The 14,248-nt window shown below is 31.1% G+C and carries 13 protein-coding genes; 3 read left to right on the top strand and 10 right to left on the bottom strand.

Annotated features, from left to right (window positions below; translation table 11 throughout):
• Positions 1-143: 143 nt before the first annotated feature.
• The 4 genes from AC2FB1_RS05130 to fdaB all read right to left on the bottom strand — a co-directional run bounded on the left by AC2FB1_RS05130 (position 144) and on the right by fdaB (position 5,074).
• Positions 144-1,571, bottom strand: coding sequence for an aldehyde dehydrogenase family protein (locus tag AC2FB1_RS05130; RefSeq protein WP_490674212.1), 1,428 nt, complete (start codon positions 1,569-1,571; stop codon positions 144-146).
• A gap of 556 nt (positions 1,572-2,127) precedes the next feature.
• Positions 2,128-2,463 carry a winged helix-turn-helix transcriptional regulator gene (locus tag AC2FB1_RS05125; RefSeq protein WP_002448699.1) on the bottom strand — a complete coding sequence of 112 codons (336 nt, stop codon included), beginning with the start codon at positions 2,461-2,463 and terminating at the stop codon, positions 2,128-2,130.
• Between the two features lie 86 nt (positions 2,464-2,549).
• The gene (gene murA, locus AC2FB1_RS05120; RefSeq protein ID WP_490674211.1) at positions 2,550-3,821 is read right to left on the bottom strand and encodes a UDP-N-acetylglucosamine 1-carboxyvinyltransferase; all 1,272 of its coding nucleotides are present in this window, start codon (positions 3,819-3,821) and stop codon (positions 2,550-2,552) included.
• Positions 3,822-4,216: 395 nt separating this feature from the next.
• A complete protein-coding gene (gene fdaB, locus AC2FB1_RS05115; protein WP_490674210.1) occupies positions 4,217-5,074 on the bottom strand; it encodes a class IIb fructose-bisphosphate aldolase FdaB in 858 nt (285 codons plus the stop codon).
• Positions 5,075-5,236: 162 nt separating this feature from the next.
• Between fdaB and AC2FB1_RS05110 the strand changes: the two genes are divergently transcribed.
• A complete protein-coding gene (locus AC2FB1_RS05110) occupies positions 5,237-5,758 on the top strand; it encodes a DUF2529 domain-containing protein (RefSeq protein ID WP_490674209.1) in 522 nt (173 codons plus the stop codon).
• Between the two features lie 151 nt (positions 5,759-5,909).
• Here AC2FB1_RS05110 and pyrG read toward each other — a convergent pair whose 3' ends face one another.
• The 3 genes from pyrG to AC2FB1_RS05095 form a co-directional block, all read right to left on the bottom strand.
• Positions 5,910-7,520, bottom strand: a complete 1,611-nt coding sequence (gene pyrG / locus AC2FB1_RS05105; protein WP_490674208.1) for a CTP synthase — start codon at positions 7,518-7,520, stop codon at positions 5,910-5,912.
• A gap of 197 nt (positions 7,521-7,717) precedes the next feature.
• Positions 7,718-8,245: a DNA-directed RNA polymerase subunit delta gene (gene rpoE, locus AC2FB1_RS05100; RefSeq protein WP_490674207.1), complete on the bottom strand. Its 528-nt coding sequence runs from the start codon at positions 8,243-8,245 to the stop codon at positions 7,718-7,720.
• A gap of 109 nt (positions 8,246-8,354) precedes the next feature.
• The gene (locus tag AC2FB1_RS05095; protein ID WP_490674206.1) at positions 8,355-9,215 is read right to left on the bottom strand and encodes a GNAT family N-acetyltransferase; all 861 of its coding nucleotides are present in this window, start codon (positions 9,213-9,215) and stop codon (positions 8,355-8,357) included.
• Between the two features lie 178 nt (positions 9,216-9,393).
• On the opposite strand from AC2FB1_RS05095, the gene coaW reads away from it, so the two are divergent.
• Complete coding sequence (coaW, locus tag AC2FB1_RS05090) at positions 9,394-10,194, top strand: type II pantothenate kinase (RefSeq protein ID WP_490674205.1); 801 nt, start codon at positions 9,394-9,396, stop codon at positions 10,192-10,194.
• Positions 10,195-10,263: 69 nt separating this feature from the next.
• Here coaW and AC2FB1_RS05085 read toward each other — a convergent pair whose 3' ends face one another.
• From AC2FB1_RS05085 to AC2FB1_RS05075, 3 genes are all read right to left on the bottom strand, one after another.
• The gene (locus AC2FB1_RS05085) at positions 10,264-10,929 is read right to left on the bottom strand and encodes a DUF2750 domain-containing protein (protein ID WP_490674204.1); all 666 of its coding nucleotides are present in this window, start codon (positions 10,927-10,929) and stop codon (positions 10,264-10,266) included.
• A gap of 103 nt (positions 10,930-11,032) precedes the next feature.
• On the bottom strand, positions 11,033-12,229 hold the full coding sequence (ldmS, locus tag AC2FB1_RS05080; RefSeq protein WP_490674203.1) for an L-aspartate--L-methionine ligase LdmS: 1,197 nt from the start codon (positions 12,227-12,229) through the stop codon (positions 11,033-11,035).
• 4 nt (positions 12,230-12,233) lie between these two features.
• Positions 12,234-13,409 (bottom strand): M20 family metallopeptidase, encoded by a 1,176-nt coding sequence (locus AC2FB1_RS05075; RefSeq protein WP_490674202.1) that lies wholly within the window; start codon positions 13,407-13,409, stop codon positions 12,234-12,236.
• 259 nt (positions 13,410-13,668) lie between these two features.
• On the opposite strand from AC2FB1_RS05075, the gene AC2FB1_RS05070 reads away from it, so the two are divergent.
• The gene (locus AC2FB1_RS05070; RefSeq protein ID WP_183958337.1) at positions 13,669-14,139 is read left to right on the top strand and encodes an S-ribosylhomocysteine lyase; all 471 of its coding nucleotides are present in this window, start codon (positions 13,669-13,671) and stop codon (positions 14,137-14,139) included.
• Positions 14,140-14,248 lie beyond the last annotated feature (109 nt).

Genomic DNA, 14,248 nt, shown 5'->3' with positions numbered 1-14,248 from the left:
TAATACTAGAATTAATATAGCAAATTTTTAATTTAATTACAAAATGATTTTATTAAATTTCAAAAAATAAAACAGCTCATGGAACTAAAACTATTCCATGAACTGTATTTATATTAAAATATTTCATTATACTTAATACTTAATTATTTAAAATAACCGGCAATTGACTTTACTTCTAAGAACTCTTCAATTCCGTAGTCGCCCCATTCACGACCAATACCAGATTGTTTATAACCACCAAATGGTAAATATGGTTCGTTTGGAGATTCATTAATTTGAATTCTACCTGCCTCAATTGAACGTGCTACTTTTTGAAGCGTTTCTTTATCTTTACCAATTACATATCCTGCTAAACCATATTTAGTATCATTAGCAATTTCGATTGCTTCGTCTAAATCATTATAAGTGATTACTGAAACAACTGGACCAAAAATTTCTTCTTGTGCAATAGTCATATCATTTTTAACATTTACAAAAATAGTTGGTCTAGCAAAATAACCTGTATCTAATTCTTCTGGTTTACCTGGACCGCCATATAATAATTCAGCACCTTCTTCAATACCTTTATCAATATAAGACTGTACTGTGTCGAATTGTTTTTTACTAATGATTGGTCCTACTTGAGTATTTTTATCAAGTGGATCGCCAACTTTAACATTACTAAACTCTTCTTTTAAGGCAGTTAGGAATTCTTGTTTAATACTTTCTGGAACTAAGATTCTTGTTCCTGCAGTACATACTTGACCAGTATTATTAACAACCTTTCCAGTTGTAGCTTTTGCAGCTTCTTTAATATCTACATCGTCAAGTACGATATATGGTGATTTGCCACCTAATTCAAGAGATACTTTTTTGATATCTTTAGCTGCTTTTTCCATAATTTTAGAACCTGTAGCTCCAGAACCAGTGAATGACATCATTCTTACTTTAGGATGTTCGCTTAATGGATTACCTACACCTTCACCATCACCATTAACTAAGTTAAATACGCCTTTAGGAACGCCTGCTTTTTCAAAGATTTCAGCTAAAATTATTGCAGCAAATGGTGTTTCTTCAGAAGGTTTTAACACAACTGGACTACCTGCAGCAAATGCTGCTGCTAATTTAAGAGATGTTTGATTAGTTGGAAAATTCCATGGTGTAACTAATCCAGAAACGCCAATCGCTTCTTTAGTTACCAAATCATCTCCACGACGTTCTTCAAATTCAAATGAATCTAAAGCTCTACGTGCTTCTGAAAAGTGTTGTAAACCCATTTGATAATGAACATTTTCTGAAACAGTTAGTGGAGCGCCTAACTCTTCAGTAATTGTTTCAATAATATCTTGTTTTCTATTTTTATATTCTTCTACTATTCTATCTAGTAGTTGTTTTCTTTCTTCAACTGAACTATGGCGAAATTCTAAATATACGTCATGAGCAGCTTGAACCGCTTTTTCTACGTCTTTTTCATTACCTTTTGCAACTTTTCCAATAACTTCTTCTGTTGCTGGATTAATTACATCAATTGTTTCGTTACTTTCACTATCAATCCATTCGCCATTAATATATTGTTGAGTATAATTTTTCATCAATAATTCACTCCTTAGGAATGTTTATGTCTAATATATATCCGATTTGATTTTATTTAAACATATTAAAAAAAGCCTGAAACATAATTCCTATCAAAATAGAGGCTGGGACATAATTCCTAAAAAAATAGCCAGTAAATGAGTTTTTTATAAATTCATTTACTGGCTTCTTTATTTACAATACTACGTAATGTTGGCTTGCTTTCTTAGGGAACAGCTTCAGCTTGTAGTCTTCAGCTTGTTCTGTTCACACAAGAGTCTCGCCAAAATACTTTGTATTTATATGTAATTTTACATTGAAATACTTTAAAAAAATAAGGCCCTTTCGTATCATTTAATAAATACCAATACACCAAATTAACAAGCCTTCTTATATATAAAGAATATAACATGACTCTACTTACTCTACTAATGGCACTCAATACAAGAAAACGAGCAACCCAACGAGTTGAAAATAATCAAACATTTATAAAAAGACAAGTTCTATATTATTTCAATAGAACTTGTCTTTTTTCACTTATCCAGAAACTTTATGTCCCAGATTCTTTTAACTATATTATTTAACTGAATCGTTATGTTCTAATGTGACGTAATCTCTAGCCCATGCTTCAATTGGTCTTAAAGCCTCAGCAAGTGCTTTTCCTTTATCGGTTAACTCATAAACGATAGAAACAGGACGTGTAGAAATGACTTTTTTGTCTACTAATCCCCACTCACCTAATTCTGTAAGCTTAATACTTAATGCACGTGGAGTAATTGTTTTTAAATCCCTTTTCATATCCGAAAAGTGTGCAGTATAATCAGCGCATCGAGATAGGTAATTAATGATTAAACCGTTCCAACTTCTACCAACAATTTTAAAGGTTTCTTCGAGATATGGACAGATTTCCATTGTCTTCACCTCTATTCAAAACTTCTTAAACATTACAGGTATTTAATATACTTCAGCAATTAATATATTAAGTATATCAGAAATCGTTAAACTTGTTCAGTCCAAATATCTGCACCTAATTCTTTGAGATGTTTAACGATATCTGTATATCCTCTATAAATATGTTTAACATTATAAATTGTTGTAATACCTTCTGCTAATAATCCAGCAATAATCAAGCAAGCTCCAGCACGTAAATCACTCGCATAAACTTCAGTGCCTTGAAGTTTCGAAGGTTTAATTGTTGCAGTACCAGTAACAGTATCTGCTTCAATACTTGCCCCCATTTTTTTGAGTTCATCTACATGACGAAAACGAGCTGGATAAATCGTTTCAGTAACAAAAGATGGACCATCTGCCATAAATAATAAAGGCGTGATTGGTTGTTGTAAGTCAGTAGCAAATCCAGGATAGACTAATGTTTTAATGTCTACATTATTATATGATGATTTACCTTTAATTACCGCTTGTTCTTTATCATCATCAATATCGATATCAACACCTAATTCTTTTAATTTAACTGTGAGTGCTTCTACATGTTTAGGTACAATATTTTTAATTGTTACTTCTTCACCACAAGCAGCAGCAATACACATATACGTACCCGCTTCAATTCTATCAGGAATTACTTGGTATTCAGCTCCATATAATTCATCAACACCACTGATCTTTAGAGTACTAGTACCTGCACCTTTAATATTCGCACCTAAGCTATTTAAAAAGTTGGCTACGTCTACAACTTCTGGTTCTTTAGCAGCATTTTCAATTGTTGTTTGTCCTTTTGCATGAACAGCTGCTAGCATAATATTAACGGTTGCACCGACACTGACCATATCTAAAAAGATATTGGCTCCGCGCAATTCTTTTGCTTCAATTTTCATTGATGTTTCACTTGATTCATCAATTTCAGCACCTAAAGCTTTAAACCCTTTAATGTGTTGATCAATAGGACGTGGTCCTAATGGACAACCACCTGGTAAACCAATAACGCATTTTTTAAAACGACCTAACATGGCTCCCATCATATAATAAGAGGCACGTAAAGATTCAACTTTATTATTTGGTAACGGTGCATTTTTAATCTTTGTTGTATCAATTTCTAATATTTTGCCATTAAGATTAGTTTTAATATTTAAATCTTCTAATAAACTCACAAGTGTTTCGACATCTGAAATTTGTGGTAACCCATCAATTTTTACTTGTCCTTGTGCTAATAAAGTAGCTGGAATAATTGCTACAGCACTATTTTTTGCACCGCTAATTGTAACTTCACCTTTAAGTGTTCGGCCACCTCGGATTTTAATTACTTCTTGACTCATTTATTTTTTCTCCTTTAATCGCCTTTTGTAAAATTAAACATAATTTGCATTATAAATTATATATTATTTATTTATAAAACACTAACTTTTTCAAAAGTTTAGCAATTGCATTATTAATATTTAATAACCTAATAATTCATATAACGAATTGATAATACTATTATAATTCAATTTATACAATTATTTAATTCTGTTTTTCATAAATTCAAAAAAGATAAATTACTTATTACAAGTCAAGCGCCAACAAATGATTAAAACTCAAAATCCCTCATTTTATAAAGAATTATAAAAGAAATCTTAGTAATATAAAATAAAATTCTTTGAGAAAAAAACTGTCAACAAAGCGAACACTTTGTTGACAGTTATGGTTACCCTAGTCGTTAGTAACAATTATTTTATTTAGCACGATTAGATGTACCAAATTCTCTAATTTTACCTTTTACTGTTTCTTTAATAGCTTCACGTGCTGGACCTAAGTATTTACGAGGATCGTATACTTCTTGATCATTGTTTAATACATCTCTAACAGCTTTAGCTGAAGCAATTTGATTTTCAGTATTTACATTAATTTTTGCAGTACCATAAGGAATTGCTTTTTGAATATCTTTAGTTGGGATCCCTGTACCACCATGTAAAACAAGTGGTAATCCAGTTGATGCACCAATTTCTTCCATTTCTTTGAAACCTAATTTAGGTTCACCTTTATAAGGACCATGTACTGAACCTAGTGCTGGAGCTAGTGTATCAATGCCTGTTCTTTCAACTAATTCTTGGCATTCTTTAGGATCTGCATAGATGATTCCACCTACAACATCATCTTCTTGCCCACCTACTGTACCTAATTCAGCTTCAACTGACACGCCATGTTGATGTGCATATTCTACTACTTTAGAAGTAATTTCAATATTTTTTTCGAATGGACTATGAGAAGCATCAATCATTACTGAAGTGAATCCAGCATCAATAGCTTCTTTACATTTTTCAAAACTTGAACCATGATCTAAATGAATAGCTACTGGTACAGTAATATTTAAATCATGCATTAAACCTTCCACCATTTTAACTACTGTATAAAAACCACTCATGTAACGTGCAGCACCTTCTGAAACACCTAAGATAACTGGCGCGTTTTCTTCTTGAGAAGCTTCTAAAATAGCTTGTGTAAATTCTAAGTTATTTAAGTTGTATTGACCAACCGCATAACCATTTTCTTTCGCATCGATTAACATTTCTTTCATTGAAACTAATGGCATGAAAGTTCCTCCTTGTATCCAATTACATAAATTTTTCAAAAATTATTATAGCAGATAATAATTTTTATTGCATGTACTATTTGTAAATCATTGATGATTTTGGAAGCTTCATTGCATAAAACATTATATTTCATTACAATACTAATGAAATGGAGGATAATCATGTCAAAAATATTACAAACACAATTAACTGGTATATTTAATCGCTTAGAAAATCAAGCATTAGATATACAAATGGCTGCTCAATGTTTAATTCAAGCTATTGGTGGAGAAGGATATGTATATATTAAAGGATATGGAGATTTAAAATTTTTTGAAACCTTTATATTAGAAAGTAATGAAAAATTAAATTCTAGTAAGAAATTGAGTGACTTAAAAAGTTTAAATGACTTAGACACAACTGATCGTGTATTTTTATTTTCTCCTTTTTATACCGAAGAGGTTGCTAAAGATGTTCAACAGTTAATAGAGGAAGATATTGATTTCGTTTTAGTATGCAATCATCCTAAACAAGAAGATTTTCCTGAACATCTTATGCATTTTGTAAACTTATCAACTCCACGGCCAATCGTATATACTGAAGATTATGACAAAATTGTACAACCTCATACAATGTCATTTAATTATATTTACTATGAAATATATACACAAATGATTGAAATGACTAGAGACTTGGAATTATAACATTAACTTTCATATAGCTAACCTATCTTTATAAATCACTTTTATACGAATTGGTGATCTACATGTGCACCCTTTAAATTCTATATGAATTGATATAAATGAAGCGGAATAGACTTAAAAAAGAAGTCTGTTCCGCTTTTATTTTAATATTTTAATTTTTTTGTTGTTGCTTATAAGCAGCTTCTACAAAAGCTTTAAAAATTGGCTGTGGTCTATTAGGTCTAGATAAGAATTCTGGATGGAATTGACAAGCAATGAAGAAATCATTCTCTGGAATTTCTACCATTTCCACTAAGCGACCATCTGGACTAGTACCAGAAAAAACCATTCCTTTATCTTCTAATCGTTCTCTATAAGCATTATTAAATTCATAGCGATGACGATGACGTTCTTCGATGTTTGTTTCATTATAAATATCATGTGCCAAAGTATGATCTTTAATAGTACATGGATAAAGACCCAAACGTAAAGTTCCACCTAAATCTTCAATATCTTTTTGTTCAGGTAACAAATCAATAATTGGATATGGTGTATTTGGATCAAGCTCTGCTGAATGAGCATCTTTAAGGCCAACAACATTTCTTGCAAATTCAACAGTTGCTAATTGCATTCCTAAGCAAATACCAAAATAAGGTATATTATTTTCTCTTGCATATTTAATAGCTGAAATTTTACCTTCACTTGCTCTAAAACCAAAACCACCTGGAACTAAAATTCCATCAACATCACTTAAGTAACTTTCTACATTTTCATCAGTCACTTCACTTGAATCAATCCATTTTACTACAACATCTTTTTTCAGTGGATAACCTGCATGTTTTAATGATTCAACTACTGACAAATATGCATCTTGTAAACTTACATATTTACCCACTAAGCCGATGGTAATAGTGCCATCTAATGAATTTACAGTATCTAATAAATATTGCCATTCATCTAATTGTGTATCGAATTTAGCATCTAAATCTAATCGTTTAATTACAATATCGTCCATATTTTGAGCACTTAATTGTAATGGAATTTCATATAATGATGATGCATCCCTACATTCAATAACACTCTCTTTATCAATATCACAGAATAAAGCGATTTTATCTTTTAAATCTTGAGTCATTTCATACTCTGTTCGAACAACAATTAAATCAGGTTGAATACCTAAACCACGTAATTCTTTTACACTATGTTGTGTTGGTTTAGTTTTCATTTCTCCAGCTGCTTTAATGTATGGAAGTAATGTACAATGAACATACATAACATTCTCACGGCCAAGGTCACTTCTAATTTGGCGAATAGCTTCAATAAACGGAAGAGATTCAATATCACCTGTTGTCCCACCTATTTCAGTAATGACAACATCAGCATTTGTACTTTCTCCAGCTAATAATAGGCGTTCTTTAATTTCATTTGTAATGTGAGGAATTACTTGAACTGTTCCACCTAAATAATCTCCACGACGTTCTTTTTTTAGCACATGTGAATATACTTTTCCTGCAGTTACATTAGAATATTTATTTAAATTGATATCTATAAAACGTTCATAATGTCCTAAGTCCAAGTCAGTTTCAGCGCCATCATCTGTAACAAATACCTCTCCATGTTGATAAGGACTCATTGTACCAGGATCAACATTAAGATATGGATCAAATTTTTGAATTGTTACTTTAAGTCCTCTGTCTTTTAACAATCTTCCTAGAGAAGCGGCTGTGATTCCTTTACCTAAAGATGAAACTACTCCGCCGGTTACAAAGATAAATTTTGTCATTGTCTGACCTCCTAATTTATTAAGGGTTGCTTCCTTACTCTATCTCTACAAAATTTAAACATTTCCTAAAAATAAAAAAATCGCTCCCTCTCACATATTTGTAAGGGGAGCGTATAGCATTTATACACGTGTCCTAATTAAAGGAGCCCGAATAAAATTCTAACATTTTTTATTCAAAAGTCAATTAAAACAAATATTTAGTCATTAAAATCTTCTGCGTCTTCAAATGCTTCTTCTTCACCTTCAGCGATGTCTTCATCTTCATCTTCTTCAATAACGATATCTGAATTATCAATGTCTTCTTCATTATCATCCGAATCATCTAATGTTTCTTGATCATCAGTTTGAGCTGGAATATCATCGTCATCATCCATTTCATCATCACCAAGTAACTTAAGATTTTTATCTTCATCGTCGTCATCAAGAATATCAAATTTTTGAATTGTTGGTGCGATTTTTTCTTCAATATCATCTACTGAATACCAATCACGTAATCCCCACTGATTTTCACCAACATTTAAGAAACGTCCATCTGTATTTAAATCAGTATAAAATTGTACAATACGATTTTCTATTTCATCATATTCGTAATTACCGAGACTTTTAAATTCATCAATAATGTCGTAGAGATTCATTGTTGACCCTTTATCGTGTAATAAAGTATAAGCCATATCGATAAATGATTTTTCATCAACCATTTCTTTAGTATAATCTTGAATTTTCATTATAACTAAACTTCCTTTCAAAGGATTTTATTATCTTTACATTGCTTTTATTAATAGTAACAAAGATAAATTATAAATGACATTTTATGATTTCGCAATTGCAATTCAATTAGTAATTAATATATTTTTTAAAAATAACTAAGTCATCTGATTGATCTGTTTCAACAAAGCCACTATTAATACATAATGGCTTAAGTTCATTATTTTCTCCAAATAAAGTAATTCCTATACTTTTTATTTCTTTAAAATGTTTACGTACATATGTAGGCAGTTGTCTTAAAGCACTTCCAGCAATTCCTTCTTTTCTTTGATTCTTATACACTTCTATTGCCGCGATATTTAGATGAATGTCTAGCTGTTCAAGCGCAATAAATCCAACTTTTTGACCATCTTTTAATAAATTAATAATTTGATACATTGCGATACTCGAAACTTTATTTTCAACTAATTTCAATGATGATACATGTTTAGAGTCCAGATCTAAATAATATAAACGTTCTTTACCAATGGGCCCTTCTTCTTTAGTAGCGGTATGCATAAATCCAGCACGTTCATATACATTCCATGCCCCTTCGTTTTCAGTATCTACAACCAAATACAAATGGTTGAAATCTGGGAATAATGCCTGGACATATTGAGGTAAATACATCATCATTGTTGTACCATAGCCTTGACCTTGAAATTTTTCATTAATAGACAATGAGCGAACATAAATGACATGATCAGGTGTATCATATCCTTCATGTTGATAATATTGATGAAGTACGAAGAATCCCACCACATCTCCATTTTCATTAATGGCAATATTAGCTACTCGGTTTTCATCTTTTAAAGCATCTTCTAATACAGTTTTAGGTAATGATGAATAAATTTGTTGTCGTTCACTTAATTCAAAGTTTAAGACATCATTACGATATTGTTCTTCAAATTCCTGAATTATAATATTTTCAAATTGCTTTACTATACTCATAAAATTAACCCCTATATTTCAAAGTTTTTTTAATAATACCATATATAACCACTGATTCTTATTAAATTATCTATTTACTTCGATATTTACCATTCATTTTATAATACTATAAAATAATTGCAATTCGTCAAAATTATTATACTATTAACATGTTATATTAAATATAGAGGTGAAAAAAATGAGAGTTGGTATTGATGCCGGTGGTACATTAATCAAAATAGCAATGGAAGATGATACACATCGTACATTGTCAACTGAATTAACAACAGATATACATAAAGTCATTCAATGGTTAAATCAAAATGAATTCGAAACAATCAATTTAACAGGTGGTAACGCAGGTGTTATTGCTGAAAATATTGAACAGCCATCACAAATATTTGTTGAATTTGATGCTGCTTCAAAGGGATTAGGTATTTTACTTAAGGAGCAAGACCATCATATTAATCAATACATATTTGCAAATGTAGGTACTGGTACATCTTTACATTATTATAACGGTCATCATCAAGAACGTGTTGGAGGAATTGGTACTGGTGGTGGAATGATTCGAGGTTTAGGTTATTTATTGACTGAAATATCTGATTATGAAACACTTACAAATCTCGCCCAATCTGGAAATAGAGATATTATTGATTTAAAAGTTAAGCATATTTATAAAGATTCTAAACCGCCTATACCTGGTGAACTTACTGCTGCAAACTTTGGCAATGTATTAAATAATATGAATGGACATTTTACTAACTCAGATAAATTAGCATCTGTAGTAGGTGTCGTTGGAGAAGTGATTACAACGATGGCGATCACAGTAGCTCGTGAATATCAAACAAAAAATGTTGTTTATATTGGTTCTTCTTTTAATAATAATCCCTTACTACGAAAAGTTATTGAGGATTATACTATCTTACGAGGATGTCATCCTTTTTACATTGAAAATGGTGCATTTTCAGGTGCAATCGGCGTCCTTCATTTAAGCTAATTCAAACTAAAAATATTAACATAAAAATCCCAATAGATTTCTTAAAAAAGAAACCTATTGGGATTTGATTTAAAATGATAATTCATTAGATACTTTTTGTGGAGAAACAATTGTTCCTACGACTCCAGGTTTTAAGTCTACTGCGACAGCTTGATCATTATCTCTTAATTTATCAAGCCATTCACTAAATACACTACCTTCAATTTCGATTAAATCACATTCTTCAAAATCTTTATCACGAACTTTTCGTGCCCGATTTTTAATACTCCATACAGGCATAATATTAGGTTTTTGACTTTCGTTATCACTAATAAGAATAAATCTTTTTTCCCCTTTACGTGTTAAGCCAAAAACATGATTTTCTTTTGAAATATCTTTTGCAAATTCTTTGAGTCGAATTTCATCTAATTCTGGCATTAGCTCATCAATCATTTCTACTACTTTAACTAACTGACCTTCTTCATTTTTAGAAGCGTTAATGAGTACTTCATCTTTTTCATCAAACAAATTATCCATATCATATGTAACAAAAGTGTCAATATCAATATTTAATAGTCGATCATATTGAAGATCTGAATTATTTAAATAATCTTTGGCTGCCTCTTCATTCGTCCACATTCCTGTGTAATCACCATCTTTATGGCGAATACGAATTAATTTTTTATTTTTACTGGCTAATATAATGACTTCATTAATTAATATATCTTTAAAATAGTCATTTTGCTTATAGTTCATTACAAACCCTCTCTTTTAATATACTATTTAAATATTAAAATATAATAAAATCATCGTCAAATACACTGTTATCATTTATTATTATTTTAAAATATTTAATATTTTATTTAGCATAATCAAGTTCGCTTATAAATGCTTTTTCTAAATTTTCTACTTCTTCTTTAGAATTTCCATTCCATATGCAACCAAATTGAGATTTCACTTCATCTTTACCAAACCAATCACCATCATAATATGATAGTGGATAAAGTACACCTTTTTCAACATATTTAAAAATCACATTAAAGAAACGGGTATTATCCCCTTTTGAAAAATAGCTGTAAAATTTTTGATAATTAGGATTTAATTCATTTTGTAGTAATAACATACTAGTAGAACCATTTTGTCTGAAATTTAAGTCGATAGCGAATACATCACCATTTCTATCTAATAATAAATCAAAACCAGCAACACCGATAAACCCTAAATTCACACCATTTTGCATGATTTCACGCCCTGCTTCAATCACTTTATCAGGTACATCGTGAACATTTTCGTTTCCAGCATAGAATCCATATTTATCAGTAATTTGGTGGGCTGTTCCTAAATATGTGATACCTAGTTCTTCAGAATAGGCAAATTGTACGCAATAATTTTTAACTGCTTCAATTTTTTGTTCAATAATTAGATTCTCAGTCGCATCTGTAGCTTCAAAAATTCTCTTAGTAGCTTTTTCTAAATCTTCATCATTATAACAAATCATAACACCATAACCACCTGCAGTAGGTAATTCATCTCCAGGTTTAATTACGAATGGATAACTCCAGTCTTGTATACGTCCTTTGAAGTCTCTAATCGATACAATTTCACGATTAGGTAAATATTTATGATTCGTCCATTCAGGAATACGCGCTTTATTATTCAGAGCTACAAAAACGTCTTTATCAATTGCATACGCTTCGTCATCTACTATGTCATTGTTTTCGATATATTGAAAATATACTTTTTTTCCTTCTTTGTTGATAATCTCTTGTAACAAGTGTTCATACGTTTCACGATTTCTAAATGTATAAAGATGCTCTGGTATTTTTTTACCAATAAGATCAAATAGTTGTTGTAATTTATCTGTAATACTCGCTTCGTGTACAACAATCGGCATATCCTTAGCGATAATCATTTCACGACCAGTCAAAAAATTAGACTGATGTTCTTCAGTTGTGAGCCAGGGATTCAATGCATAAGAAGGTCTTGAATTATATACAATATTTTCATCATACAAATCACTTAACGTTAACTTTGGAACATGATATTCATTTTTCATTTTTTTACCCCTTTATTTGAGAGTGTTGCTCTACAACCTCATCAAATAGTTTTTTATTTTCAATTAATTCTAGTCCCATAAGAGCAATAATTTTCGCGCCTCGAATCAAAGCTTGATCGCCATGGACACTTGCAGCTGCTTCTCTAAAACGGTGTGTATGACCTACTAAATTTCTTGAGCCAATTTTAACATGTGGATGAATCGTAGGAACTATATGACTCACATTCCCAGTATCTGTCGAACCAAAACCAAAATCATCATAACTTACTTCTTCGCCAACTTCTATGGCATATTTTTCAAATAATTCATCTAGTTTAGGTGTTTTTATAAATTCATTTACACCATTTTGAATAGGACCAAATTCATAGTCACAACCCGTTTGGATGGCTGCACCTCTTGCAATTTGATTTACACGTTCTGTTAAAACATCCAATTCTTTTCTAGAAGTTGCACGTGTATAAAATCTTGCATGTGTAAAATCAGGTATAATATTAGCAGCTTTACCTCCATCTAAAATCACACCGTGCACACGATGACTTTTTTTAATGTGTTGTCGTAATTGAGCCACGCCATTGAAATAAGAAATCATCGCATCTAATGCATTTAAAGCCTCATCCGCATTTTCTGAAGCGTGGGCGCTTTTACCATAAAATTTAATATCAAGCACATCAACAGCTAATGTATTTATCGTTGGGTATGTTTCATTTCCAGGATGGATCATAAGTGCAATGTCAATATCATCAATCACACCGGCTTTTACATATGAAGCTTTCGCACTTCCATTTTCTCCACCTTCCTCAGCAGGACATCCTAATACAACTACTTTCCCACCAACATGGTCGATTACTTGTTTAAGTGCTACTCCAGCTAATACACTTGCTGTCCCAATAATATTGTGACCACATGCGTGACCTAAACCAGGCAAAGCATCATATTCAGCTAAATAACCTATAGTTGGTCCTTCTTTTTCAGAGTGGTAAGTTGCAATAAACCCAGTAGCATGTCCGGCAATGTCTGTTTCTATTTCAAAATCATTTGCTCTTAATTGATCAATTAATGTTCTTGAAGCAAATATCTCTTCATTGCCTAACTCAGGACGCTCGTGTATACGATGGCTTATTTCGACATAATCGTACTTTTTATTCTCTATATAGTCTAATATCTCTTGTTTACTACTCATCAATCTATACTCCTTTTATACACGAATATTAATATCTATATTTATTTAGATATCAAGTCCATCAATTTCTTGATGTATCTGTAAATTTAATTATTACTTATTTTATCGGATTTACTATAAATTGTCATTAAATTCGTTTGAATTTACAAAATTTTCTTACAATAAGTATTTAAATCACTTAATTAAGAAAATTGTAAATGATTGGCACTCTTGTTACAATCATATTATTCAAGCAATGTATTTATAGGAGGAAATAAAAATGACTAAAATGAACGTTGAAAGTTTTAATCTTGACCATACAAAAGTAGTTGCACCATATATTCGCTTAGCAGGTACAATGGAAGGAATTAATGGAGACGTTATCAAAAAATATGATCTTCGTTTTAAACAACCCAATAAAGCACATATGGATATGCCTGCACTACATTCATTAGAGCATTTAATGGCTGAAAATATCAGAAATCATTCTGATAAAGTTGTAGATTTAAGTCCTATGGGCTGTCAAACTGGTTTTTATGTTTCTTTTATTGATCATGATGATTATGAAGATGTTTTAAATATTGTTGAAAAAACATTAAATGATGTATTAGAAGCTACAGAAGTTCCTGCTTGCAATGAAGTACAATGTGGTTGGGCTGCTAGTCATTCTCTTGAAGGTGCTAAAGCTCTCGCAAAAGAATTTTTAGATAAACGTAATCAATGGGATGATATTTTCGGTGAAGGCAAATAATTCTTTATCATCATAAAAGCACCCTATCTACATAAGTGGACTGACCCCAATTAGTGGGAATGATATAAAAACACTTTCGTTGAATTCATATTAAAATGAATCATGCGGA

This window comes from Staphylococcus sp. CoH_129_LAB_1, assembly GCF_058191515.1.
This window is presented reverse-complemented; position numbering and strand designations above follow the sequence as displayed.